The organism is Shewanella olleyana, assembly GCF_023283825.1.
Classification (GTDB): domain Bacteria; phylum Pseudomonadota; class Gammaproteobacteria; order Enterobacterales; family Shewanellaceae; genus Shewanella; species Shewanella olleyana.
In genome coordinates this window covers 1-26,524 of sequence record NZ_JAKILD010000033.1, presented here as the reverse complement: position 1 = coordinate 26,524, position 26,524 = coordinate 1, and the positions used below count along the sequence as shown (strand labels likewise).

The 26,524-nt window shown below is 41.1% G+C and carries 23 protein-coding genes and 1 pseudogene; 17 read left to right on the top strand and 7 right to left on the bottom strand.

Going from position 1 to position 26,524, the window contains the following annotated elements; genetic code table 11:
• A pseudogene (locus L2735_RS17995) lies at positions 1 to 229 on the top strand (hypothetical protein); the annotation flags it as partial.
• A 656-nt stretch (positions 230 to 885) separates the two neighbouring features.
• Here the strand turns inward: L2735_RS17995 and fadJ are convergent.
• Positions 886 to 3,006, bottom strand: a complete 2,121-nt coding sequence (gene fadJ / locus L2735_RS17985; RefSeq protein ID WP_248986023.1) for a fatty acid oxidation complex subunit alpha FadJ — start codon at positions 3,004 to 3,006, stop codon at positions 886 to 888.
• 5 nt (positions 3,007 to 3,011) lie between these two features.
• On the bottom strand, positions 3,012 to 4,322 hold the full coding sequence (gene fadI / locus L2735_RS17980) for an acetyl-CoA C-acyltransferase FadI (RefSeq protein ID WP_220754759.1): 1,311 nt from the start codon (positions 4,320 to 4,322) through the stop codon (positions 3,012 to 3,014).
• A 396-nt stretch (positions 4,323 to 4,718) separates the two neighbouring features.
• Here fadI and L2735_RS17975 point away from each other — a divergent pair, with 396 nt between their 5' ends.
• The 14 genes from L2735_RS17975 to L2735_RS17910 all read left to right on the top strand — a co-directional run bounded on the left by L2735_RS17975 (position 4,719) and on the right by L2735_RS17910 (position 21,631).
• Positions 4,719 to 5,675: an AAA family ATPase gene (locus L2735_RS17975; RefSeq protein ID WP_153913131.1), complete on the top strand. Its 957-nt coding sequence runs from the start codon at positions 4,719 to 4,721 to the stop codon at positions 5,673 to 5,675.
• 78 nt (positions 5,676 to 5,753) lie between these two features.
• Positions 5,754 to 6,698 carry a DUF58 domain-containing protein gene (locus tag L2735_RS17970; RefSeq protein ID WP_248986022.1) on the top strand — a complete coding sequence of 315 codons (945 nt, stop codon included), beginning with the start codon at positions 5,754 to 5,756 and terminating at the stop codon, positions 6,696 to 6,698.
• Positions 6,699 to 7,235, top strand: coding sequence for a DUF4381 domain-containing protein (locus L2735_RS17965; RefSeq protein WP_248986021.1), 537 nt, complete (start codon positions 6,699 to 6,701; stop codon positions 7,233 to 7,235).
• On the top strand, positions 7,223 to 8,233 hold the full coding sequence (locus L2735_RS17960) for a vWA domain-containing protein (RefSeq protein ID WP_248986020.1): 1,011 nt from the start codon (positions 7,223 to 7,225) through the stop codon (positions 8,231 to 8,233). Before L2735_RS17965 ends, L2735_RS17960 begins: the two co-directional genes overlap by 13 nt.
• Positions 8,233 to 10,284 carry a vWA domain-containing protein gene (locus L2735_RS17955; RefSeq protein WP_248986019.1) on the top strand — a complete coding sequence of 684 codons (2,052 nt, stop codon included), beginning with the start codon at positions 8,233 to 8,235 and terminating at the stop codon, positions 10,282 to 10,284. Before L2735_RS17960 ends, L2735_RS17955 begins: the two co-directional genes overlap by 1 nt.
• Positions 10,278 to 11,903: a BatD family protein gene (locus L2735_RS17950; RefSeq protein ID WP_248986018.1), complete on the top strand. Its 1,626-nt coding sequence runs from the start codon at positions 10,278 to 10,280 to the stop codon at positions 11,901 to 11,903. Before L2735_RS17955 ends, L2735_RS17950 begins: the two co-directional genes overlap by 7 nt.
• Before the next feature lie 72 nt (positions 11,904 to 11,975).
• Complete coding sequence (locus tag L2735_RS17945; RefSeq protein ID WP_248986017.1) at positions 11,976 to 12,539, top strand: sigma-70 family RNA polymerase sigma factor; 564 nt, start codon at positions 11,976 to 11,978, stop codon at positions 12,537 to 12,539.
• Positions 12,532 to 13,236, top strand: a complete 705-nt coding sequence (locus L2735_RS17940) for a DUF3379 domain-containing protein (protein ID WP_248986016.1) — start codon at positions 12,532 to 12,534, stop codon at positions 13,234 to 13,236. Before L2735_RS17945 ends, L2735_RS17940 begins: the two co-directional genes overlap by 8 nt.
• A gap of 142 nt (positions 13,237 to 13,378) precedes the next feature.
• Positions 13,379 to 14,830 (top strand): sodium/proline symporter PutP, encoded by a 1,452-nt coding sequence (gene putP / locus L2735_RS17935; protein WP_248986015.1) that lies wholly within the window; start codon positions 13,379 to 13,381, stop codon positions 14,828 to 14,830.
• Between the two features lie 378 nt (positions 14,831 to 15,208).
• Positions 15,209 to 16,489: an OmpP1/FadL family transporter gene (locus L2735_RS17930; protein WP_346348153.1), complete on the top strand. Its 1,281-nt coding sequence runs from the start codon at positions 15,209 to 15,211 to the stop codon at positions 16,487 to 16,489.
• Positions 16,490 to 16,663: 174 nt separating this feature from the next.
• Positions 16,664 to 17,740 carry an efflux RND transporter periplasmic adaptor subunit gene (locus L2735_RS17925; RefSeq protein ID WP_248986014.1) on the top strand — a complete coding sequence of 359 codons (1,077 nt, stop codon included), beginning with the start codon at positions 16,664 to 16,666 and terminating at the stop codon, positions 17,738 to 17,740.
• Between the two features lie 4 nt (positions 17,741 to 17,744).
• Positions 17,745 to 21,005 carry an efflux RND transporter permease subunit gene (locus L2735_RS17920; protein WP_248986013.1) on the top strand — a complete coding sequence of 1,087 codons (3,261 nt, stop codon included), beginning with the start codon at positions 17,745 to 17,747 and terminating at the stop codon, positions 21,003 to 21,005.
• Positions 21,006 to 21,015: 10 nt separating this feature from the next.
• Positions 21,016 to 21,234, top strand: coding sequence for a YgaP family membrane protein (locus L2735_RS17915; protein ID WP_248986012.1), 219 nt, complete (start codon positions 21,016 to 21,018; stop codon positions 21,232 to 21,234).
• A 4-nt stretch (positions 21,235 to 21,238) separates the two neighbouring features.
• The gene (locus tag L2735_RS17910; protein WP_248986011.1) at positions 21,239 to 21,631 is read left to right on the top strand and encodes a rhodanese-like domain-containing protein; all 393 of its coding nucleotides are present in this window, start codon (positions 21,239 to 21,241) and stop codon (positions 21,629 to 21,631) included.
• 157 nt (positions 21,632 to 21,788) lie between these two features.
• Here L2735_RS17910 and L2735_RS17905 read toward each other — a convergent pair whose 3' ends face one another.
• The 5 genes from L2735_RS17905 to L2735_RS17880 all read right to left on the bottom strand — a co-directional run bounded on the left by L2735_RS17905 (position 21,789) and on the right by L2735_RS17880 (position 25,603).
• A complete protein-coding gene (locus tag L2735_RS17905; protein ID WP_248986010.1) occupies positions 21,789 to 22,253 on the bottom strand; it encodes a GNAT family N-acetyltransferase in 465 nt (154 codons plus the stop codon).
• 95 nt (positions 22,254 to 22,348) lie between these two features.
• Positions 22,349 to 22,924: a CBS domain-containing protein gene (locus tag L2735_RS17900; RefSeq protein WP_248986009.1), complete on the bottom strand. Its 576-nt coding sequence runs from the start codon at positions 22,922 to 22,924 to the stop codon at positions 22,349 to 22,351.
• Positions 22,925 to 23,285: 361 nt separating this feature from the next.
• Positions 23,286 to 23,822: a YaeQ family protein gene (locus L2735_RS17895; protein ID WP_248986008.1), complete on the bottom strand. Its 537-nt coding sequence runs from the start codon at positions 23,820 to 23,822 to the stop codon at positions 23,286 to 23,288.
• A gap of 141 nt (positions 23,823 to 23,963) precedes the next feature.
• Positions 23,964 to 24,905: a precorrin-2 dehydrogenase/sirohydrochlorin ferrochelatase family protein gene (locus L2735_RS17890; RefSeq protein ID WP_248986007.1), complete on the bottom strand. Its 942-nt coding sequence runs from the start codon at positions 24,903 to 24,905 to the stop codon at positions 23,964 to 23,966.
• 380 nt (positions 24,906 to 25,285) lie between these two features.
• On the bottom strand, positions 25,286 to 25,603 hold the full coding sequence (locus tag L2735_RS17880) for a putative signal transducing protein (protein ID WP_248986006.1): 318 nt from the start codon (positions 25,601 to 25,603) through the stop codon (positions 25,286 to 25,288).
• A gap of 130 nt (positions 25,604 to 25,733) precedes the next feature.
• Between L2735_RS17880 and L2735_RS17875 the strand changes: the two genes are divergently transcribed.
• Both L2735_RS17875 and L2735_RS17870 read left to right on the top strand, forming a co-directional pair.
• On the top strand, positions 25,734 to 26,132 hold the full coding sequence (locus tag L2735_RS17875; RefSeq protein ID WP_248986005.1) for a DUF3224 domain-containing protein: 399 nt from the start codon (positions 25,734 to 25,736) through the stop codon (positions 26,130 to 26,132).
• Positions 26,129 to 26,359: a hypothetical protein gene (locus tag L2735_RS17870; protein ID WP_248986004.1), complete on the top strand. Its 231-nt coding sequence runs from the start codon at positions 26,129 to 26,131 to the stop codon at positions 26,357 to 26,359. The genes L2735_RS17875 and L2735_RS17870 overlap by 4 nt, the downstream gene beginning before the upstream one ends.
• The last annotated feature ends 165 nt before the right edge of the window (positions 26,360 to 26,524 follow it).

Here is a 26,524-nt window from a genome sequence, read left to right as displayed (position 1 = left end):
AGTTGCTGGTAACCCTTGGATTAAGTTCTCTGAAACACAGTCTCAAGTTGCCGGTAACCCTTGGATTAAGTTCTCTGAAACACAGTCTCAAGTTGCTGGTAACCCTTGGATTAAGTTCTCTGAAACACAGTCTCAAGTTGCCGGTAACCCTTGGATTAAGTTCTCTGAAACACAGTCTCAAGTTGCTGGTAACCCTTGGATCAAGTTCAGCAACTCAAGCATCGCTTAAGGAAACCGTCATGTTAAATTCTTTAAAGAAAGCTCTTGGTATTGCACAGCCTCAGCGTAAAAGAGTTAAATTACCTGAAGGTTTAGAACATTTAGAAGTGATTAAAGCTAAAGCTTGGTGGAGTTAGGTTTAAATAATCGACTAGAAAACCAAAGCCAATAAAAAAGGGAGCATTTGCTCCCTTTTTTATTGGTATTAATTAACTTAAAAATGATTAGTCTGTTCATTATCGACAGTCAGTTTCCTCATCAATAAGTATTTATGGCTGTTAAATAACGGATAAGCTAAAGGTCCCATCAAGAAACCTGCTAATGACCATCTTTTGACAGCCATGCCGTTATAAAAAGCTTGGTTACCCAGATAAAACCCAGATATACATGAAACAAAGATAAGTAGAAAGATCACTGAAACCTCTATCATTCATTCAGTTAACATCATTCCTTTAATGTGTAAGTAAACCGTTTATTGCAAAATTCACTTTGACGCTCAGATTATAACCAAACCTATTCAGATTTGCTAACTTCACCGACTAAATAATGAAAGATAAATATACAGAACGATTATTATTTAGGCTAAAACCTGCCACTTTCGAATGACAAAGCGGCACAATGTTGCCGCTTTGTTAATTTATCAATAGTCAAAAGTATTAATTATGACTAATAAAATTTAGTACCATTTTCTGCCATTTGCACCAATCTTTCACATGGCTCAAATCTATCACCATGTTGCTGTTGATATTGACGCAATTTTGACACTAAAGTGGCAATGCCCATTGAATCCATATAATGGAATGGACCGCCTAAGAATGGCGGGAAACCAATACCAAATATAGCGCCTATATCTCCATCTCGTGCATTAGCAATAATGCCTTCATCAAGACAGCGAACCGCCTCATTTAGCATCAAGACAACACAACGCATTGCAATATCGCTTGCTGAACCCGTTGTTTGGTTCGACACACCAAGTACTTGATAAACTGATTCATCCACTAGTTTTGCTTTCGATTTCTTATTACCGTATTGATAGAAACCTTTACCATTTTTACGACCCTTACGATCATCAGCAAGTAACTTATCGAATGCATCAGGTGCTTTAAAGCGATCGCCTAATTCAGCCGTTAAAATTGGGGCGATTTTAGCACCGACATCAATACCAACTTCATCAAGTAAAGTGATAGGACCGACTGGGAAGCCAAACTTAACTAATGCTTTATCTAAGCTCTCAATTTTTTCACCAGACAGTAAAACTTGCGCTGCTTCATTCATGTATGGAGCAAGAATACGGTTGACATAAAAGCCCGCCCCATCTTGTACAACAATCGGCGTTTTACCTTGCATACGAGCAAATGCAACTGTGGTAGCAATGGTTTCAGGAGAAGTTGTTTTATGAGCGATAACCTCAACTAAAGGCATTTTCTCTACTGGCGAAAAATAGTGTAAACCAATGACATTTTCAGGTCTTTGTGCCGCTTCTGCTATTTGCCCAATAGGTAAAGATGAAGTGTTAGAGGCAAAAATAGTGTTCTCATGACACTCTCTCTCAACGTCTTTAACCATTTGATGTTTAAGGGCTAAGTCTTCAAATACTGCTTCAACCACAATATCGGCATCTTTAACGCCTTTATATTCAGTTGTGGTTGTCATTAGCGCCATCAAATTATCTCTAACTGCTGGAGTCATGTGACGACGTTTAACCCCTTTAGCGAGTAATTTATATGCATAAGCTAACGCGTTGCTTAAGCCTTTTTCATTGATGTCTTTAACACGAGCTGGGATTTTAGCTTTTGTGGTTGTCACAGAAGCGATACCGCCGCCCATTAACCCACCACCAATCACAAGCGCTTTATTCACTTTACGTGGCTCCGCGCCTTCTGCACCGGTTTCTTTCTTCATCTCTGTGGTAGCAAAGAAAATACTACGAAGTGACTCAGATTCTGGCGACATCACTAATTCAGCAAAATGACTGGCTTCGACCTCTAAGCCTTTAATCATGCCTTTGTTCATACCTTGCTTAACACAATCAATGATTTTAGCTGGCGCAGGGTAATTACCTTGTGTTTTCTTCATGACCTGCTTCGCAGCTTGGTCAAAGATAATATCCCGTGTGGTACTGGTTGATTCAAGCACTTTATTTAGCGCGCTCTTTTTAACGACTTTAGCGGCTGACTTACCTTTTTTAGCTAACGCAATAGCGGTATCTAACAAAATTGACTCAGGTACAACATCATCAACTAACGCCATTTTTAGCGCCTGTTTCGGACGAATTTGTTTTCCTGTCAGCATCATATCTAATGCCGTAGTAATGCCTACTTTCCTTGGTAAACGCTGCGTTCCACCACCGCCAGGAAGTAATCCAAGTTGAACCTCAGGTACTCCCATAATGGTTTTCTTATCGTCAGTACACACTCGTAAATGGCACGCTAATGCCAATTCCAAACCACCGCCTAAACAAGCACCATTGATAGCAGCAACAACAGGAATCGATAAGTTTTCAAGTTCATTGAATACGATATGACCTTGCTGAGACAACTCTTTGGCAGCAGAAACACTCGTGCACGCGTCGAGCATACTAATGTCAGCCCCGGCAACAAACGAGTCAGCTTTACCAGAAATAACCACTAACCCTTTCACACTAGCATCATGTTTAATTTCGGCTAGGATTTCACTGATTTCAGGGCCAAACTCTGCTTTTAACGTGTTCATGGTTTCGCCAGGAACATCCATTGTTAAAACAGCAATACCGTCTTCACGGCGAGATAAATTAAATGTCTTTTCCATTAGAATTACTCCACTTCCACAATCATTGCTGCGCCAAGACCACCAGCAGCACACGCTGTTGCTAGACCAGTACCACCACCACGTCGTTTTAATTCACGACACACTTGAGTGATTAAACGAGTACCTGTAGCCGCAAATGGATGACCATAAGCAAGTGAGCCACCTAATACGTTAAATTTACTCATATCGATTTCACCAATTGCTCGGTTTCTACCTAATTTTTCTTCTGCAAACTTTTTCGAACCAAACATCTGCATGTTTGCCAGAGTTTGAGCGGCAAAAGCTTCATGCATTTCAATTAGCGTTAAATCTTCTAATTCCATTCCTGCGCGCTTTAATGCAAGTGGCGTAGCATAAGAAGGCCCCATTAGCATGTCTTGCCATACATCTATCGCTGTAAACGCATAACTCTTGATGTAACCAATAGGTTCATAACCTAAAGCTTTAGCTCTGCCCTCACTCATCAAAATAATTGCAGAAGCACCATCAGTTAATGGAGTACTGTTAGCAGCGGTAACTGAGCCATGTTTGCGGTCAAATGCAGGACGCAGTTTTGCGTAAGACTCAAGTACTGAGTTTTCACGAATATTATTATCGCGGTCAATAAACTGCTTGTAAGGCGGTACATGAGCCGTCATCACTTCATCACGTAAGTTGCCTGTGTTCCATGTTTCAGTAGCAAGTGTATGTGAACGATGAGCTAGCGCATCTTGATCGGCACGGCTAATTGAATAAGTCTTTGCCATTTGTTCAGCAGTTTGTCCCATGGACAAGCCTGTTGAATATTCAGCAACCGCTGGCGGTACTGGCATTAAGTCTTTAAGGCCAAGGCGTCGAGCAATAGCAAACTTTTGCTTAAATGTGCGGGCTTTATTTAAATCAACTAACGCATGCGCTAATTTTTTCGATACGCCGATAGGCAATACCGATGATGAATCTGCACCACCAGCAATACCTATCTCAACATTACCAGTCATAATTGATTCAGCCACGTTAACAGCCGATTGAAAACTGGTGGCACATGCTCTAGTCACACTGTATGCATCTGTTGATACATCCATTCCAGTGCCAAGCACAATTTCACGAGCAATATTTGGCGCTGCAGGCATTTGCACAACTTGACCATACACAAGTTGCTCAATGGTCTTTGGGTCTAACTCTGAGCGAGATAGCAATTCATTAACCACCATTTTGCCCATATCTAATGCTGATACGCCGTGAAAAGCAGTGGCTTGTTTTGCAAATGGGGTACGTAATCCCGCTACGATTGCAATGCGCTCTCCGCGGGCGTTGGTTACTTGTTGTCTATCACTCATTGTTCACCCTCTTTTAATTGTTTAGCCTTTAAATGGCTTATCAGTGAATATCTATTTTGTCGGACAGATCTGGTCTGACCATAAAAGTGTGATCTGATTCTAACTTTTAATTACCAAGTTTTAAACATCCGTATGAAAATAAGCTCAAATAAAATACAAAGCACTGATAACTTTAAGTTATAACCCTTATAAAATCATAAGGTTAAAATTTAGAGTTTTAGCTTTAAATTGTCATATTCAACGAATAAATGAACATTCACGGCTGACTTAACTCACTGCCACTTTAATAACTGACAAATAAAAATGAAAATCTGTTAATCATACTAGCCAAAGACTAATGAAATTCATTAACATGGGTTTATGTAGATTAAATTTCTAAAATAACTGAGTATCATCATGCCTTTGAGTCGATTTCATTCCTTACGCGCTTATTTAGATAATGTCATTTTGGGACAGCCTGTATTAACAGAGAACTTGCTCATCGCATTGATTGCCGATGGTCACTTATTAGTAGAGGGACCTCCAGGCCTTGCGAAAACGCGAGCTGTTAAAGCACTATGCGATGGCGTTGAAGGCGATTTTCACCGTATTCAATTTACCCCCGATTTATTACCAGCCGATTTAACTGGCACTGATATCTATCGCGCGCAAACAGCAACATTTGAATTTGAAGCTGGACCAATTTTTCATAACCTCATATTGGCCGATGAAATTAACCGTGCCCCAGCTAAAGTGCAATCGGCACTGCTTGAAGCAATGGCTGAAGGCCAAGTAACTGTGGGTAAAAACAGTTACCCTCTTCCTGACTTATTCTTAGTGATGGCGACACAAAACCCACTAGAAAATGAAGGAACATACCCACTACCTGAAGCCCAATTAGACCGCTTTTTAATGCACTTAAACTTGGATTACCCAAGTGCTGAAACTGAACGTGAAATTTTGCGCCAATCACGCAATGAAGCTGTCACTAAACAACTACCTACCATTGAGCCTGTTGCGCAATCAGATGTATTTGCAGCTCGCGAGCAAGCCATGGAACTTTATTTAGCTGAACCTCTTGAAAGCTATATTGTTGAAATTATTATGGCGACTCGTCAGCCTGAGCGATACAGCCCTGAGCTTGCCAAATGGTTAGAGTATGGTGTCAGCCCCCGCGCTTCGATTTCATTAGAACGATGTGCACGCGCTCGAGCATGGTTACAGCAACGTGACTTTGTTTCTCCTGAAGATATTCAAGCTGTTGCGCCAAATGTGCTAAGACACCGTTTATTGCTGAGTTATCAAGCACAAGCTGAAGGCATAAATGCAGATCACGTGATAAACCACATTTTAAGTCAAGTAGCTGTACCTTAAGTTTGAGAGTCTTAAATTTGAGCAAATCATTCTTGAGCATTGTTATTTTTAACGCTTTAACGTTGGAACGTTTTCACTATGCCAGTTGAACAACCCGTTGAGGGTTCATTGCCATTATTTAGTAATGGCGTAAACCTCAACGAGCAGGAACTTATTAGCTGTCAAAGCACTGCTCGAGCAATGCCAGATAAACGCAGCCGAGCAAAAGCTAGCCAAGCAGGCCATCGAAGTAGCCTGATAAAAGGCCGCGGAATGGAGTTTGCTGAAGTTCGTCATTATCAAAACGGTGATGATGTCAGGACCATTGATTGGCGAGTGACGGCTCGAACAGGTAAGGCGCATACCAAACTGTTTGTCGAAGAACGTGAACGACCAATTATCTTGTTTGTGGATTTTAGCCACAGTTTGTTTTTTGGCTCACGTCTATTACTGCAGTCAGTACAAGCGGCGCATGTTGCTGCAACACTGGGCTGGAATGCCATTAACCATGGTGATCGTCTTGGCGCTTTTATTGCCAGTGAAACTGAACACCTCGAATTAAAACCGCGAAGCCGCCGGCAAGGTATACTGCAGTTAACCTCGTCTCTGATTAAAATGCATGAAAAACAGTTAAATCATTTTGATGAATTGCCTCAAGATCCACATCATATTTTGCGAGCATGTCAGCGTTTACAGCGTATTGCGAAACCTGGATCTTTAGTGTGGATTATTACCGATGGTCAGCATTTTACTCAAGAGTGTTTAGCCGCGTTGACTGAGCTTAAACGTCATTGTGATGTCGGCGCGTTTGTAATTAGCGATCCATTAAGGCAAGGCACACTAGCATTACCAAAACGATTTACTTTGCCGGTTAGGGATGGAAAACAACAACTCACCCTCACCCGAAACAGTTATGATGCTTGGCTTAACGGTCAGCTTGCTAGCCAACAGCAATTTATCGAACTGATGACAATGATAAAAGTCCCGACTCGATTTATCGATGCTGGCAAAAGTCTCAGTGAACAATTGGAAGTATTACGCTAAATGAATACTGCTCAAACTAATCCTGCATTATCGCAACTAGAAGACATTGTCCTTCCAGAGCAAATAAGCCAACTCCCTATCGCACCAGGGTTTTGGATACTCGCCCTGTTGATTATTGTCGCTATCATTGCAACTGTAATTAAATTCAATCATCACCGTCGTTACCATGTACCAAGAAAAGCGGCGTTGGCTGAATTTGAGTTATTGAGTATTTCATCGCCTCAATATGCCGTAGACATCAACACGCTATTAAAAAGAGTGGCCATGAGTTACTTTCCACGGGCTGAGTTTGCCAAGCTAGACGGTGAACTTTGGTATGCTTGGTTAGGGCTGCGTTTACCTCAAAATGAAGCTGAACAATTGAGTGAGTTACTTAAAAAACGTTATCAAAAGAATGGTCTAACAGCCCAAGAGTCGCAACAACTTAGCGGCTTAACACAAAGCTGGCTAAACAAGTCCAGTCGCTTCAGTTCACTTGCTCAGGTTTCACCAATGACTCCGAGTAAACAGCAAACGGAGGCGGCATGTTCTCAATAGCCTGGCCATGGTTGCTCTTACTATTACCGCTGCCGTTTTTGTTCAAACAAAAGCAAGTCGCTAAAAATAGTGGCGGTCACTTGCTGCTACCAGGTATTGGCAATACCGAGCAGCAAGTCTCAATCAGTCAACATAAGCCGAGTCGAAAAGCGTATTGGCTTATGTGGATATGCTTACTGTGCGCCTTAATACGCCCGCAGTGGTTAGGTGAGCCAATAGAGTTACCTTCTGAGGGGCGAGATGTCATGTTAGCGGTTGATTTGTCTGGCAGTATGCAAATTGAAGACATGATTGTTGATGGAAAAACGGTAGATAGATTGACCCTAATCAAGCATGTTATTGGGGATTTTATCGAAAGACGTAACGGTGACAGACTGGGTCTCATTTTATTTGCTGATCATGCTTACCTTCAAGCACCCTTAACGCAAGATAGACGCTCTGTAGCCAAGTTCCTTGCCGATAGTGAAATAGGCTTAGTCGGTAAACAAACTGCAATAGGTGAGTCCATAGCCCTGGCAGTTAGACGTTTTGACATGGTGAATGACAGCAACAGAGTATTAATCCTACTCACGGACGGTTCTAATAATGCCGGTAATATTGAGCCAGACGTAGCGGCAGAAATTGCCGCCAAACGTAATGTGACTATTTATACCGTAGGTGTTGGCGCCGAAGTGATGGAACGTCGCAGTATATTTGGCACAGAACGCGTAAACCCATCATTAGATCTAGATGAAGAACAACTGCAAAGCCTCGCTGACATGACTAATGGCCATTATTTTAGAGCACGCAATAGTGAAGAATTAGCGCAAATTTATCAAAAAATTGATGAATTAGAGCCCGTTAGTCGCGATCAACTGACCTATCGCCCTAAAAGTGAATTGTTTTACTGGCCATTATTTGTAGCATTACTAATGAGTGTATTTATAAGTCTTAGAAGCCAATTCAATACTTTAGATCGAAAAAATGCTAAAGCCACAACACCTTCAGGAGGCAAATAATGAGCTTACACTTTATTCGCCCAGAATGGTTATTCGGCCTTGTTCCGCTAATAGCGATTGGATTATTTTTATGGCGCAGCCAACAAAGTCATTCCGCTTGGCAAAGTTATATCGCTCCACATTTAGCCAATACTTTAATCAGCGAAACGAACCAAGTAAAAAAGCAGCCTAAATGGCTACTGATGCTCTGCTGGTTTATCGCAGTCATTGCCATTTCAGGCCCTGCTGTCAATAAACAAAGTTTGCCGGTTTACAGTAACGAGCAAGGTCGTGTACTGGTTATGGATATGTCTTTATCTATGTATGCCACAGACCAAAAACCTAACCGACTATCCCAAGCTAAATTTAGAGCAACTGACTTTTTAACCAACTTATCTGAAGGTGAAACTGGCTTAATCGCTTTCGCTGGTGATGCCTTTACTATTAGTCCGTTAACACGTGATAAGTCAACACTGCTTAATCTGTTGCCAACGCTAACTCCAGATATTATGCCAGCAAGAGGGTCGGATTTATCTGCAGCCATCGAACTTGCTCAGCAGTTATTATCCCAAGGCGGTCATATCACCGGTGACATTGTCATCATGACAGATGGTGTGAATCCGCAGCAGTATGCGGATGCAGCCAAAGTGCTTGATAATAGTCGATATAGAGTCTCAGTGATGGCATTTGGAACCCAGCAAGGCGCAGCGATACAGTTACCTGATGGCCAGTTGATGCGCGATAACACAGGCGGAATTGTCATTGATAAAACCGATTTTAAGCTGTTAGAAAAATTAGTCAGTCCAACAGGTGGATTAATGATACCTGCGAAAGCTGACGGCAGTTCATTAAGCAGATTAGAGAACTGGCTAGCTAATGATGGCGATGCTAAAGCAACAGAGCTTGAAGGTGAGGCTTGGCAAGATTTAGGACCTTACATTGCCATGTTATTAATTATCCCCATCTTACTGAGTTTCAGGTTTACCTTAGTGCCTGTATTTACAGCGCTTACATTGGGTCTATTGTTTCAACCAAGTCCTGTTATGGCCAATACTTGGGATGATTTATGGAAAACTCAAGACCAGCAAGCAAGTGAAACCTTTAATCAAGCACAGTCGGCAGAAGATTATGCCAGCGCCGCCGAGCAATTTGACCAGCCGCTATGGCGGGCCAGCGCACAATATAAAGCTGGCGATTATGAAAATGCGTTAGCTGGATTTGAGCAAGACACCTCTGCCAGTGGTTTATACAATCAAGCCAATAGTTTAATGCAATTAAATAAACTTGATGAAGCCATTAACCGTTATAAAGAGGCGTTGACCCAACAAGCTGACTTTCCGCAAGCGCAAAAAAACCTTGAGTTAGCTGAACAGATGAAGCAACAGCAGGAACAACAATCTGGTGATAGTTCTGACCAAAATCAATCAGATCAGAATGATTCGGACAATGGCGAGTCTCAAAACGGTGACTCATCTTCTAGTGATGGTTCTGAGCAAAATGAAAATGGTGACCAAAGCGATAGCAATGACAGTCAATCGCAGGACCAGTCAAAAGAGAAGCAAGAGCAGCAATCTCAATCAGACAGCTCACAACAGGATTCTTCACAACAGGACACTGAGCAACAAGAGTCTTCGAAAAAAGATTCAGAACAAGATAATGAGCAGCAAACGAGTGAACAGGAAGATAGTGAACAAGGAAATGAACAAGATCAATCTCCTTCTTCACAAAGCCAGTCAACTGAAGAGCAACAAACAGAAAACGAAGCTGAGATGCAAGCAGAAGCTAATGCTCAACCAGAAGCAACATCTGAAGAGTCTGCACAAGAGCAGCAAGCCAACGCTCAAGCTCAGCCAGAACCTACTACACAAAGTGAAGACTCTGATCAACAAGCTGCATCTTCTCAAGCTGTGGCATCGTCACAATTAGCTGAAGAGCCATTACCGGCAGATTTAGAGCGGGCTCTTCGCGCAGTGAGTGAAGATCCGCAAGTGCTGATCAGAAACAAAATGCAATTGGAATATCAAAAGCGTCGCCAAAACGGCCAACTGCCTAAGGACAAACAACAGTGGTAAATAGAATCGTTATCGCCCTTCTTGCAATTCTTTTTACAGGGCAAGTTTTCGCAGTCACTCAGATCCAAGCGACTGTAGATAGAAACCCAGTGATGCAAGGTGAATACTTTGTATTAAATGTCACTGCTGACGCGGATCTCAATGCCGGTTTATTAGACACATCACCTTTGTTAAAAGATTTTGTGGTCGGACGAACCAGTGTTGGCAGAAGCACTCAAATAGTCAATTTTGATGCAACTAAAGAAACTCGCTGGCAAGTTTTACTATCAGCCAAAAACGCTGGCACAGTAACGATTCCCTCCTTTACAATGGAAGGGGTGAAGTCCAATCCGATTAACTTAACCGTTGCAAAGGCTGGCAGCCAACCTCAACAAATGCGCAATTTATTTGTCGAAGGTGAACTCAGTACCAATGAAGCCTATGTCGGGCAATTAATCACTTACAAAGTTAAGTTATTTTTAGCAGCTGAACTGCAGCGCGGTGTAATTAGTGCTCCCGAAATTGCTGGCGCTGAAATCAAGCAAATCGGTGAAGATAAAGATGGTGTTGAAGTTGTCGATGGCCGCCGCTTTAGAGTGATTGAAAGAATGTATTCTATCATCGCAGATACCGCTGGCACATTAGCCATTAAAGGTGCAGGATTTTCTGGCGATATTCTAGTTGAAGCGCCAAGGCGTGGCGGTATGTTTGGCTTTAACGAAAGCCGTCCGATGCAAGCTAAGGCTGAAAATACCCAAGTGATAATTAACCCTATCCCTGATGTCTATCAAGGCGACTGGTTAGTGAGTGATTTACTTATCGCTAAAGAAGTTTGGCCTGAAGAGCAAGGTAATGAGTTTGAGATTGGTACACCAATAACCCGCACCATTAATGTTATTGCATCCAATGCCAATAGTAATAGCTTACCAGATATCAAAATCGACATGCCAGATGGACTAAAATCTTACCCAGAAAAGCCAGTAAGGCAGACCGTAGTCCGTGAAAATCAAGTTATTGCTCAGTACAGCTTAACCAGTGCAATTGTGCCAACAAAACCAGGGGAATTTACGCTACCTGAAATTACCATACCTTGGTGGAACCCACATTTACGTCAGCAGCAATACGCAACAATCCCAGCAAGAACAGTCACCATAACGGGGACTGTTGCAGCTGCCCCTATTCCAACCATAGCAGCAAATGAAACAACCAATCAAAATGCGGGAATTTGGCCTTGGTTAACATTATTGTTTGCAACTTTATGGCTAATCACTTTAGCGCTTTGGATTAATGCGCGCGGTAAAAAACACATTATTGCGGCAACTGAACGACCTGCCAATACTCAGGTAAAGCCGGCGGCTGATCTGAATAAGATTGCCCAAGCTTGTGACAATAATGATGTCACCTTGGTCATCGCCTTACTGCAACAGTTTTATAGTGCTCAGCTTGCTAAATCGATGACATTGTCTGATATTGCTCATTTATCTAAGCCATTATCGGCAGCAATTCATCAGCTACAACAAGCTAAATACAGCCAATCTACCTCCAGCATAGATAAGAATATGTTGTTAAAAGCAATCGAACAAACCGATATAAATCAACAACAAAATACCAGTTCCCCACTGAGTTCACTGAATCCATAAACGTATTTATGCTTGCTATTCACCGCTAACCTTTTAAGCTATCGAACATAATATTTAACAATAAGTCATAAAATGTTCGATAGCTTGCGAAATAAAAAGTCCGAACCCACGGTCTTATCTGACATGCTAACTAAACAGCGACGATACGACAGCCTCGTCAAGGCACTTCACAGTGATATTTTCCGATATGCCTATTGGTTAATTGGGGATAAACATATTGCGGAAGACGTCACCCAAGAAACCTTTCTTCGCGCTTGGCGCGCTTTAGATTCGTTAAAAGATGATAAAGCTGCAAAAGCATGGCTCATCACAATTTTACGTCGCGAAAACGCACGTCGTTTTGAACGCAAGCAATTTGACTACAGTGATGTAGAGCAAGAATTGCTTGAAGATGAAAAGTCATCAACCACAGAAGAGCAAACTGAGCAATATTGGCTACGTAAGCAAATTGGTCTATTAGAAGTGGAATATCGTGAACCACTTCTACTACAACTTATTGGTGGCTTTAGTGGTGAAGAAATAGCTGATTTATTAGAGCTCAATAGAAATACCGTCATGACGCGATTATTTCGCGCCCGTAACCAATTAAAAGACGCTTTAGAGTCTCCTGAAGTTAGAGGTCAATCAAATGGATGATCTAAAATTTCGTCGCCATGCCTATGGTGACCCCAATAGCCAAGATGAAGAATTCTTGGAACAGATTGCAGCGTCTGAATCCGATGCAAAACTCGTTAATGACTTAAAATCATTAGACAGTAAACTCACTAGTGCGCTCAATATTGATGTGCCTGATGACTTAGCTGACAAATTGATTTTACGTCAACAGCTCACTCAACATCAGCAGCAAAAGAAACACACTCGCTATCTCATGGCAATGGCAGCTTCCGTTGCGTTAGTGATTGGACTGAGTTTCAGTATGTTGCGTTTCACGCCAGTTGATTTAACAGAACACGCTCTTGCTCATGTTTACCATGAACCCAAGGCGATGAATGTAGATCAAAATGTCGGCTTTGAAGATGTAAACTTTAAACTCGCTGGCATTGGCGGATTAGAAAAAGCCAAGTTCATTCAACAGCCAGGAAAAGTGTATTACACATCATATTGTGACTTCCAAGGCGTAAAAAGCTTGCACTTAGTTATGGCTGGCGAGCACGGTAAAGTGACTCTGTTTATTATTCCTGCCGAAAACAGGATGGTGACTGAAGAATCGTTCGCAGATCAGAACTATCAAGGTTTAGGATTTCAGACTGCAGAAACCTTTATGCTATTAGTTGGCGAACAAAATGCTGATCTTCAATTCGTAAAGAATGAAATTGAACAAACTTTCATCTAATTTTTAAATACTTATCGTAAAACCAGCTAATGAAATTTCATTGGCTGGTCAATAACTATTCATACTTCCTTTCAAAATTGTGCACTATGTCAAACATCTGTTAGCATATGCCGCACAATAAAGAGAACAATACGGAAGTCGCATGGCAATTGAAGCTCCAATTCTATTTACATTCATTGGATATCTCGCCCTTATGATGGGCATAGGCTATTGGGCCTACCGCAAAACAGACACAGTTGACGATTATATTCTAGGTGGCCGTAAAATGGGCCCAGCAGTAACAGCACTGAGTGTCGGTGCATCAGATATGTCAGGTTGGTTATTACTCGGTTTACCGGGCGCTGTATATTTAGGTGGTTTAGGTGAAGCATGGATTGGCTTCGGTTTAGTGTTTGGCGCATGGCTTAACTGGTTATTTGTGGCAAGACGTCTCCGTATTTACACACAAGCAGCAGACAACGCTCTCACCCTCCCAGACTTTTTCGAAAAACGCTTTGAAGATAAGCAAGGTTTTTTAAAGCTCGTATCGGCAATCACAATCTTGGTCTTTTTCACCTTCTATACTTCTTCAGGTATGGTTGGCGGCGCCATCTTATTCGAACAGATTTTCGGTTTAGATTACACTGTCGCGCTGATGATTGGTTCTGTCATCATTGTGGCTTACACCTTTGTTGGCGGGTTCTTCGCCGTTAGTTGGACAGACTTTTTCCAAGGCTGTTTGATGCTATTAGCATTATTAATCGTCCCTATCGCAATTTTCAGCAAGCCAGATACGCAAGTTGCGTTAGAAAGCCTCGACCCTAAAATGTTGTCGCTGTTTCACAGTAACATGACCACTATTGGCTTAGTCTCATTATTAGCTTGGGGCATAGGCTACTTTGGCCAGCCACACATTCTTTCTCGCTTTATGGCAATTGGTAGCCCTGATGACATCCCTTTGTCTCGTCGTATTGCGATGAGCTGGATGTTAGTTGCCTTAATCGGTGCACTTGCCACAGGTATTGCTGGCACTATCTATTTTGCTGATGCACCTTTAGCTAACTCAGAAACGGTATTTATTCATTTAGCACAAGTAGCATTCAACCCTTGGATTGGCGGCATTTTAATTGCGGCAATTCTTTCAGCCATTATGAGCACCATCGATTCGCAGTTATTGGTTTGTTCTAGTGTGATCACTGAAGACTTCTACCGTAAATGGTTACGTCCTGAAGCTAAAGATAAAGAGTTAATGCTGGTTGGCCGTTTTGGTGTGCTTGCTATTGCCATCATCGCGATTGTGATTGCACTTAACCCTGAAAGCAAAGTGCTCGACTTAGTTAGCTATGCTTGGGCAGGTTTTGGCGCGGCATTTGGTCCTGTGGTTCTATTGTCGCTATTTTGGCAAGGTTATAGCCGTAATGGCGCTATCGCCACTATTCTTGTTGGTGCCATCACTGTCGTAGTTTGGAAGCAACTTTCTGGCGGTCTATTTGACTTATATGAAATCTTACCAGGTTTCTTATTTGCAACTATGGTTGGTGTTGTTGTCAGTAAACTATCCCCTCCAGCTGAGACAATTAAGACGCAATTCGCCAACTTTAAAGCCTCGCTTTAATTTTATTTAAGTCCGATTACTGATTTAAAACAGTAATCGGACCATCTCAGCGTACACCTGTACATATTTTTGCAAAATAATCTTGTTACTTCCTTGTTACTTGATAATTCGTTATAAAATTTCAGTCTGCAGAATCAAATTCACAACTGCCCTACATTACAGCGTTTATAGAGTATTTACTCGAATTGACATAAATTTGTCAAATGAAAAAATTAACCAAATGCTAACACCAACCAGCAACTGGTCGGAGTTGTAGGGATAACAACTGTTACCTAATATGCCCGCAATTACTAAGTTGGTGTTAATTGGGGAGCCAGTACTAAGCAAGAATTAAGTACTGAGCAAATTAATAAACTGACGTACAACGATGAGATTAAAATGATGACTAAATTCAACAAGACTCTACTAGCAGCAGCGGTAACGCTTGCCAGTACACAATCAATGGCTGCTGGTTTCCAGTTAAACAGCCAATCAGCCACAGGCTTAGGCCGCGCAATGGCTGGTGATGCAATCATCGCAGATAACGCGTCAGTATTATCTCGTAACCCAGCGGCAATGGCCCTATTTGATGAGAAGACACTTGCAATCGGTGCATCATACGCTGACGTACAAGTAGAAGTAAGTGATGTTCATTATGGCGACAACCACCTTGGTAGTATGGATAATGCTGCAGAAGCTAAGTTAATCCCTAACTTTTATTACATCAGTCCAATCAATGATAAATGGGCATACGGTGTTGCAGCCTTTTCAAATTACGGCACAGGTACCGATCTTTCTTCGCTAAACAATGGTCACGACTTCAATACACCAATTGATTTATTGGGTAATACTGAAGTCACCACAATTAACTTTAATGCGAGTATGTCATACCGCATTAACGATTCATTAAGCTTAGGTTTAGGTGTAGATGCTGTATATGGTTCAGGTACATTAACCCGTAACGGAGAGTATACATTTTTAGGTAATCCAATGGATTTAAACCTAGTTGATGTTGAAGCTGATGGCTGGGCTATAGGCGGTATTGTCGGCTTAGCTTACGAGATTAACGAAAACCACAGAATTGGCTTGAGCTACAGATTTAGCCCGCAAATGGATGCAAGTGGCGACATCATGTATAACCCTGGATTAACAGCACCTGAAAACTTTAATAGCATTGAAATTCCAATTGCTGATATTGCACAGCTTGCTGGTTTCCATCAGTTAACAGAAAAATTTGCAGTTCACTATACCGCTCAGTGGACTCAATGGAGCTCATTTGACAACATCAGTGTTGTAGGTGGCGATATTAACCATGCAAATGATGTCATCAAAGATTATAACTGGGAAGATTCGTGGTTCTTAAGCTTTGGTGCAACTTACGACATCAATGAAAACTGGACCGTTCGAGCTGGTATTGCTAGTGACCAAGGTGTTGTCGGTGAAGTATCATCTTTATCAATTCCTGATTCAGACCGCATGTGGTATTCAGCTGGTTTCACTTATAACTTTAATGATAAATCAAGCATCGACTTTGGTTATACTTTAGTTGCTGGCGAAAAGGTTCATGTACTTGAGGATAGTAAAATTGTCGGGGCTTTCCCGGGTATACCGACTGAAGTGAGTGCTTATACTGAATCTGGCGCAAACTACTTCTCACTTCAGTACAACCACACTTTCTAAATTAATCAATTTAATCGTTTAATTTATTAGTCAAAGCCGCCTATTTTATTAGGCGGCTTTTTTGTGCCTGAATTGCCACTTTAAATATCAAAACACCACTCCATTAGATTTTTCTCATAAATTATTTGCACTATTCCACCAACTCCATTAGAATTTTCTTATGAATTATTTTTAATGTTGGATAAGTTTATGTGTTTCTCGCGAGTATTGATTTTTGCCCTTGTTGCTATTTCCTTCACAGGCATTACTTCGTCTATGGTTTTTACAGCTGATAATGCATCAGTAAAATCAATGCCAAATGAACTGCTTACCATAAAGCTTCAACAGCACACACCTTATTTACAGTTCGATGGCCAAATTGAAGCGATAAAAGCCGCCACCGTTTCAGCGCAAACCGCGGGAAGAATTCTTAAACTCAATTATGATGTGAACGACACTGTGCCAGCTGGAGCTGCACTGTTAGAAATTACCAGTAAGGAACAAGGTGCAGGACTTGCTGCTGCTGAAGCTGAATTAGCCCAAGCACAAGCGAGAAATGTCGAGGCTCAAGCCCAATTTAAGCGTTATCAGGAATTGTTTCCTAAAGGGGCTATTTCAAAAGGTGCAATGGATGAAGCCACTGCCAATTCAGCCTCAAGTTTGCAAGCAGTATCAGCCGCGAATGCAAAACTAATACAGGCCAAAGAAACCCTAAACTACACCACAGTTAATGCGCCTTTTAGCGGCCGAGTTACTGAGCGTTTTGTAGAACAAGGCGAAACTGTCACCGTTGGTCAAGCACTCTATGCAGGTTATTCAACAGACAATATGCGCGCTATTTTTCAACTGCCTCAACAGTACCGAACGCTTATCGATACAAACTCTGCCATCGACATAGAATTTGCTTCAGGAATGCGTATCAATTCGACTGATATAAACCCTTATGTATTCTTACAAAATACCAGTCAAAGCTTTCAGGTTCGCATCAACCTGCCGCAGACTGACATCGCTATTTCACCTGGTGAATGGGTCAAAGTTTTGATTGCAGATACTGCAGTTAACCAAATCATCATTCCAAGTTCGGCGGTATTTCAGCGTGGTGATTACACCGCAGTATTTCGCCAGCATGAGAATAAGTTAGTGCAAACCCAAGTGAGATTGCGCCAAATAGATAATGAACACTTTGTGGTTGAGGCTGGCCTTATGGAGGGTGATGAAATCATTGTTCACGCTGCAGACTATTTATTAAATAGCCCAAAAGTAGGCGGGTAATTAAATGACTGAATCAACTCATCTTGGTATTTCAGGAACAATAGCTAAAAGTTTTCAATCGAGCGCCATCACGCCCTTATTAGCGCTACTCGCCTTGTTGCTGGGTTTGTTTGCTATTTTCGTTACCCCAAAAGAAGAAGAACCACAGATAGATGTCACTTTTGCTGATGTTTACATTCCCTACGTTGGCGCGACACCTGAAGAAGTGTCTAGACAAGTTACCTTGCCCGCTGAAAAAATTATTTCAGAGCTTAAAGGCATAGATACGCTGTATTCATTTTCGATGAATGACGGCGCGTTAATCATTGCTATTTTTGATGTTGGCGTGCCTCGTGATCACGCCATTGTAAATTTGTACAATCAACTGCAGTCCAACCAAGATAAATTTAATAGTGATGCAGGCATTGGCACACCTTTAATTAAGCCGCGAGGCATCGATGATGTCCCTATCGTCGGCTTAACCTTGTGGTCTAAAGATCCTAATGTGAATGCTGAAGATCTCACCATTGTCGCGACTGAACTTGAAAATGAGTTTAAACGCGTTAAAGGCACCCGTGAAATCTACTCAATGGGCAGACAAGAACTCGCAGTTAACGTCAGATTAGACCCACTTAAAATGAATCACTATGGAGTGAGTTTTTCAGAGTTAAAGCAGGTGTTAACGGATAATAACCAAATATCCATGCCAGGTGATCTAATCCAGCAAAACCAGTTAATTAAAGTTCAAACAGGCCAATTTCTACAACATCTGGATGATGTCAGCCAATTAATCATTAAAATCAACAATGATGGCGATAACAGCTCCCAAGCAAGCCCAGTGTATTTATCTGATATTGCAGAGATTAGCTTAAAAGCTGATATTGCCACTGATAATGTTTGGCATATGGAAGATTCTGGTACCTATCCTGCTGTGACCATCGCAATTGGTAAGCAAAGCGGCGAAAACGCTGTGGATATTACCGATGACATCATGAGCCGTTTAGCTAAAATTGATAACCGCTTAATTCCGGACAATGTCGAAGTTACAATTTCTCGAAACTACGGTGAAACCGCAGGAAATAAAGCCAACACGCTGATATTGAAATTGATGTTTGCCACCATGGCAGTGGTATTGTTGGTATTAATCACAATGGGCAAACGTGAAGCCCTTGTGGTCGGTATTGCCATCATTGTGACCTTAGCGATGACCTTATTCGCTTCTTGGGCTTGGGGATTCACCCTCAACCGAATATCACTTTTTGCTTTGATTTTTTCTATCGGAATATTAGTCGATGACGCCATTGTGGTGGTTGAGAATATTCACCGCCATATGGCATTAGGCAATAAAGATTTCAAAAAACTGATCCCTTTGGCTGTCGATGAGGTTGGCGGTCCGACGATCTTAGCAACATTTACCGTAATAGCAGCCCTTATGCCAATGGCGTTTGTTTCTGGCCTTATGGGGCCTTATATGAGCCCTATTCCCATAAATTCCAGCATGGGCATGCTTATTTCGTTAGTCGTTGCCTTTGTTGTGACCCCTTGGCTGAGTTTAAAGCTGTTAAGGCACAGTCAAAACAATAGTGAAAACCACAGTCAAAACCCTGAGACAAACAAGAACACTGAGCAGCCGTTATCCCCTAAAGATAGCAAATTACAGCGTCTTTTTACCTGGCTAATGACGCCGTTTTTAATCGGCGAAAAAGCAGGGTTAGCTCGCTTAGGACTTACGGGTGCCATCATTTTATTGATTGCTATGGCGGTTGCATTACCTGTCGGACAAGCCGTTATTTTAAAAATGTTGCCATTTGATAATAAATCAGAATTTCAGGTACTCGTTGATATGCCTGAAGGAACGCCTGTAGAGCAAACTCAAAGAGTACTTAAAGATTTAAGTGATTACTTGTTGAGTGTTGATGAAGTAGAACACTTACAGTTGTATGCAGGCACTCATGCGCCGATAAACTTTAATGGACTTGTTAGACATTATTTCATGCGACAGAGCCAAGAGTTAGGCGATATTCAAGTGAATTTAGTCGACAAGTCTGAGCGAAGCCGCGATAGCCATGAGATTGCCACCTCTGTTCGTGCCAAACTGCATGAATTAGCTAAACCTTACCAAGCGAATATCAAAATAGTGGAAGTTCCACCAGGACCTCCTGTCTGGTCACCTATATTAGCTGAAGTTTACGCGCCAACAACTCAGCTACGTGAGCAAACCGCCAATGTATTAGAGCAGCGATTTAAGCAAACTGAACATGTGGTTGATGTTGATATTTATTTGCCTAGCGATGCTGCCCATTGGCGACTTCATATTGATAGAAGTAAAGCCAAATTATTAGGACTTAGCTACAGCGACATTGTGGCGACAGTTTCGATGGCTGTGGAAGGGACAGATGTCAGCTATTTACACAATAAAAACTATCAACTACCAATTCCTATCCGCTTGCAGGCTAGTGAAGCATCAAAACTAAACCTACAACAAATTCTTGCCCTTAGGCTTACAAATGCTTCGGGACTGAGTATCAGCTTAAGTGATGTGGTGACAATTGATCATGGCAATATCAATACCCCGATTATTCATAAAAATATGATCCCAATGATCATGGTTGTTGCCGATATGGCTGGTCCGACTGACAGCCCACTTTACGGCATGTTTTCGATGTTTGCTGGCATTGAAGATGACAATAAAAACGGGGTTAATCCTTTTCCTATTAAGCAGCATCTTATTAATCAACCTGACGGTTTAGATGAGATTGCAATTTTATGGGATGGCGAATGGAAGATAACCTATGAAACCTTTAGAGACATGGGAATAGCATATGCAATTGGGATGATAGCCATTTACTTATTGGTGGTCAGTCACTTTAAATCTTACCTAGTGCCTTTGGTGATCATGGCCCCTATTCCGTTGACAATTATAGGTGTCATGCCAGGTCATGCTCTGCTAGGTGCCCATTTCACCGCCCCGTCCATGATAGGCATGATTGCTCTTGCTGGGATCATTGTGCGTAATTCCATTTTGTTGGTCGACTTTATCAAACTGGAAACCGCTAAAGGTATGCCCCTTGAACAAGCGGTTATTCAATCTGGTGCAGTGCGAGCAAAGCCCATTATGTTAACTGCGTTTGCAGCCATGATTGGCGCACTGTTTATCATTGACGATCCTATCTTCAATGGTCTGGCTATCAGCTTAATTTTTGGGATTTTTATATCCAGTATTTTGACCCTAGTCGTCATTCCTATTTTGTACTACAGCGTAATGAAAAATCGACATTATATTTAAGGAGAAACACATGTCTTTAGAAAGAACTATTATGGCGTTTGCCGGCTTTATGGTGTTGCTATCTTTAGGGTTAACTGCATGGGTAAATCATAACTTTATCTGGCTAACCCTATTTGTAGGAGCTAATCTATTACAAAGTGCCTTCACGGGATTTTGCCCTGCTGCAATGTTATTTAAAAAGCTAGGCGTAAAACCTGAAGCCGAATTAGCCTTGTTACAAAAAGAGTAAAGGAATGACCGTGCAACATATTCAATTAAGCTATGTTCAAAAGCTAACCTTAGTATTCTTATGCTGTTTAACCTTGATGTTTACAGCGACGACTAATGCGCAAGATATGAGCCCAAATATTGCTTGGGAAAAGATTAATGCAGGAGCTATGATCCTCGATGTTCGCACTGAGCAAGAATTTGCAGCGGGACATATTGAAGGGGCGATTAATATTCCTTTTGAAGTGGTATTAGCGCAACTCACCAAGCAAAACATATCAAAAGAAACACAAATAGTGCTTTATTGTCGAAGCGGTAGACGAAGTGGAATTGCTAACAGTGCGTTAGTCGATGCGGGGTTTACCCAAACTTACAATGGCGGTGGTCTGCAAATGCTTGAAGCTCAAACAAGTCACTAGCTTTAAAAACTAAAAAATATTTATAAGCATTTGTTTATAAAAATAAAGTTATTATTAATTAGCCATAATTGATAAAGCCGCTAACTCAAATATAGCGTTAGCGGCTTTTTGTTTCTGGTTAAGGCCAAAATCATCCAATTCTCAAGCCTTCTATTATTTAGCTCAATATTTTTTCCATGGGAACACAGACAAGTTCTATCCCTCTTGGGGAGTGAAATATCGCTTGCTGCTCACCTATAAATCCGCAAGCACGATAAAACTCGACCGCATTTAACGATGCGTCTAACTTGAGTACTTTACAGCTTGTTTGCCTTGCAAGCATTTCTAAATAGCGGAGCATCCCCTTTCCTAGCCCTTTGCCAAAATGTTCAGGGCGAACAAACATTGCATCAACCATCCCAGTTTCTAAATCAATCATGCCTACGCCAACGACGCTATCTTCAATAACGCAAACATAACCGTATTTCGCAAAGTCATGAATAAATCCGACAGGCACATCCCCTTCAGTCCATTTTGCCAATACATCAGGGTTATAGTGGCCTGTGCATTGAGATAAAATAGCAAGGTTACGGATTTCAAATGCAGCAGTGGCATCGTCAACAGTTGCTTTTCTAATATGCATTTTCTCTCCATAAAATAAAGGTTTAATACACATTAAAGATTACGTTATCAAAAAACAACACCTTGCAAACTTATCTTAAACAACGGCTTAATCCATTAACTGGCAAGCTTGACCTTTTCGATGCTGTCAGCAATTTCCATGAAACTTGGATTAAGATTAACATCCACCGGCAGCTTTAATTTTCGCACAATATCATTGGCGGAAATAAGCCCTCTAATGACGCCAAGATCTTCGTCCACCACTAAGCAATGCTGATGCTGCGAGTGTTTTAAAGTCTCAATAACATCGCTGATCCTTGCTTTAGAAAGCTCCTTGTAATCAATCGCTTTTAATGCACTTTTTGGCAGCATGAAATCTGACAATAATAACTGTTCTCTAGGAAAACCTTTTGCGACATGTTTCTGCATTTCTTGACTATGAAGCATTTGCAAGCTCACAAGTCCCATAAAGTGGCCTCTATCATCGATCACTATTTTTAATCTCACATGGGATTGCTTCATTAAATGCTCGACGTCGACAGCAGCCGTATTTAATTTAATAACTAAAGGTTTGAGGGTTTTAAAATCGGTAAAAACAGCAGTAGCGGCAGAGAATATTGTGATATGCTCAGCCACATCAGGCCGTGCTAATAAATCTAATTTTTCAACATCATGCAGTGATAAGGTCTTCATTGTCACATCCTTCATAGACTAAACGAGTTCATACTCCAATTTGTCATCGAGTCTATTGTTAGATGTTTCTATAAATACCTTCTTTAAGATATTGATGGCTCAAATTATTCTGATTTAATAAAACGACAGTAATAAAACCAAAGCAAAAATTACAGCAATACAACTGCTTGCATATGCTCTTGTCGTTGTAACTGAAATTATCCTAGCGTTTAAGCCAGACAGTATGTTTGAACTTAAACAAACAGATAAAACGTAAATAAATCAGTAAATAACCCTAAACAAAAGCCAAATATGAAACGATGCACGTCGGTATAACAAAGACTAGGTAACTCACAAATTATAGTCTAGTTTTACTGCTTCGTTACTTTAGGCGCTCAGGTTGGATCATTAAGCTATTGGTATCATCTGATAACCAGATTTCACCATCACTGATACTCACTTGGATTTTCATATTGCGCGAAACAAAGACTTCCATCGCTTTGACACTTTCTTCATCAATATTGAATACAGACAAGTTTTTATATCTTTGCAGTGCTTGCTCATTTTGCTGCCACCAAATTGGCACGCTACGACCAGCATAAGTGATTAATTGGACTTGCTTAGCCCGACCGCAAGCTTTACGAAGCCACTTTTCATCGGCTTGGCCAAATTCGATCCACAGATTAATTTCATCTGACAGGCTTTTTTCCCATAATTCTGGCTCGTCATCAATACAAAGACCTTTGCTAAATTGCAAAGCATCAGAAGCGTTCATGATAAAAGCAAGCAGTCTTACCATCATGCGGCTATCGGTTTCAGAAGGATGCTGCGCAATAGTAAGTTGATGATCTGCATAGTAGTGTCTATCCATATCAGCAATTTGTAGTGCAGCTTTAAAGACGATAGCTTTAGGCGCCATGAGGGTTCCAATCAAATAAAAAAACCGAGTTTATACTGTTTATCTTCAGTATGAAACTCGGTTTAAGTGAAGCTAACTATAAACAAGGTTTATTTCATCAATAAGCTCATTTAAGGTTGCCTGATTAACGCTTTATCAATGTCATAAAGCACCAGGTTGAAGATGTTTAGCCATAGGGAAATGTGCTTTAAGTTTGTTAAGCTTCTCTTGGTTTACCACCAATAGCATTCTATCGCCATGCTGGTATTTGGCAGAAATGGTGCTTAGTGATGGTATCGGCTCGCGGCTAGCATCTCGTCTTACGAGCTCGTTGATATCAGTTGCTAGTTTTCCATTAATTTGAATTGATTGAACATCATCAACATCTGAATAGAATATATCTATCTTTTGCAGTAATGGCATAGCAGCAATTGGGAGCATAGCGGCATTGTCATTTTCATTAAATAATAAAATTTCACCTTCAGCGCCATAACTACCAAATGCATCTTGATAGTGACTTTCTGTTACGCCATCAAAGCGATCACTGTTTAAATTGAAGAATCGCTCCCAAAATAAACGGCGCTCTTTTCCTGAAGATATTTTCTGCTGCACTTCAGCACGCTTAGAGGCGACAAAATCAAATAATGGACTTAGAGACTGTGGTAACAGCGTTTCGAGTCGAGAGCGAATAGTACGAGCAAATACAGGGGCTGCACCAGCTGTGCTTATCGCTACTACTAATCTGCCTCTATCTACAATTGATGGGGTGATGAAGCGACAAAAGCTTGGGTTATCAACCACGTTAACCCAAATACCTTTTTGCGTTGCTATCACGGCAAAATCCATATTGAGTTGTTCATTCGCTGTTGCCATGTAAATCACATCATAATCAGCGATATCTTCAACTTGGACTTCACGGCGAGATAATTTGATGCGGCCTTTTGTTTCATAAGCACATATTTCATCGGCGACATCTGGCGCAATAACGTCTATTTCAGCTTCCGTTCGAGATAATAAATCTAACTTTCTGGTGGCCACTTCGCCAGCACCAACAATCAGCACATTTAAATTTTTTGTATCCACAAACAATGGAAAGTATTGCATTTATTATTCTCGAAATATCAACATAGGCAGACTATAACCAATTTAATAAAGGATTGTCCTAGTCAATTTGGCTATCAAAGATAATCATTTAATATGATCCAACTAGGGCCTGCTGATCTTTGCTGGTTAAGTTTTGTTCAAAAGAAAAGCGTTTTAATTGAGGCGGATGGATTGATGCCTAGTCATCTAAGCAAAATTCATCCAACAAAGAGTAAAACGCTTTTAGTCGAACCCTTTGGGCAGCGTTTATTGGCCATTTTTACTGCGTTATCAACTTTTTATGTAGAATAGCTACACCTCCAAGTCTCTGCCTTGTATAAATGGCCAACAATTCGCTGCAAAAACAACCTTGAAAGATCAACAGGCCCTAAATTATATTTTTAATTGTGAGGCGTACTTTGAGGAGAGCTACATTGCCAACATAACTCAAAACTGCCGTCGTTCATTTCATGACAATGTAAACATTGCCATTCGGGACGATCCATATCGTGGGATTCAAGAATAGTTTGAGCTTGTTCTAATTGATTTTGGTTAACCCATAAATCAACAGTTTGCATTTCTGCAGGGAGTTCGCCCACTCCACCAACAAGCGCTTCACCTGTTAGTTCGACAGTAATGCCATTAGTTTCTAGTAGCCCCTTCCAAGTGTGTGCTTGAAGTAAGTTACCACCGGTTAATAATACTTTTCTATCTTCCATTATTATTCCTACTGCTATTGCTCTACTGGCAAATTTTTAATTATCCTACTTGTAAATGGTTCTTGATGTCGAGCATTGATTAAACTTTATACTCAATATATGCTCATGTTAGTTCTAAAAGGAGAACAATATGAATCTTCAAATATCAGGCATTTTCCAAATCACCAGCTGGGATGAAACAACCGATATCCAGCACCCTGATGGCGCGAAACAAACCTCTGCCAGTATTACACAAATGTACTCAGGCGATCTTGAAGGCGTCAGCCAGCCTAAATATATTATGTGCTATACCGCTGATGGAATGGCTGTATTTTGCGGTTATGAGAACGTAGAAGTCAGCGTAAATGGTAAATCTGGCAGTTTTGTATTGCAGCATGATGGTAGATTTGAAAATAGCGTTGCCAGTAGCCGTTTTATGATAGTCCCGAACTCAGGCCAAGGTGAATTAGTGAATATTGAAGGTCATGGAACATTTACTTCAGGCGAAAAAGGTCAAGCCCATTACCAATTAGAAATAACCCAGCTATGATTCGATTTACTATCAGTCGTCTACATACCGATTATGGCATCATTAAAGCGCAAGGCTTATGGCGACTTGATGCAGTATCCAATACCCAATTAACAACCCTTGAGCAGCTCTCAACCGACGGTTGGGTAGAGCTTGATATTTCACATCCTGCCAATAGCCAATTTATATCGACTATTTCTCCTCTTATTCATAACCACTTGTTATCTCGGCAAGAAAATCCCGCTTAATGTAAATCTTATTGAGCGAAATCCAAAAAATAAAAAAGCCACTCTAATGAGTGGCTTCAGATTAATGACAAACCCCCACTTTTTTTAAAGTGGGGGTTTTATTTTATTGGTTTATACGCATTTCACGACGTTTATTTAAAAACACATCTTGAGCAATATTGTTGG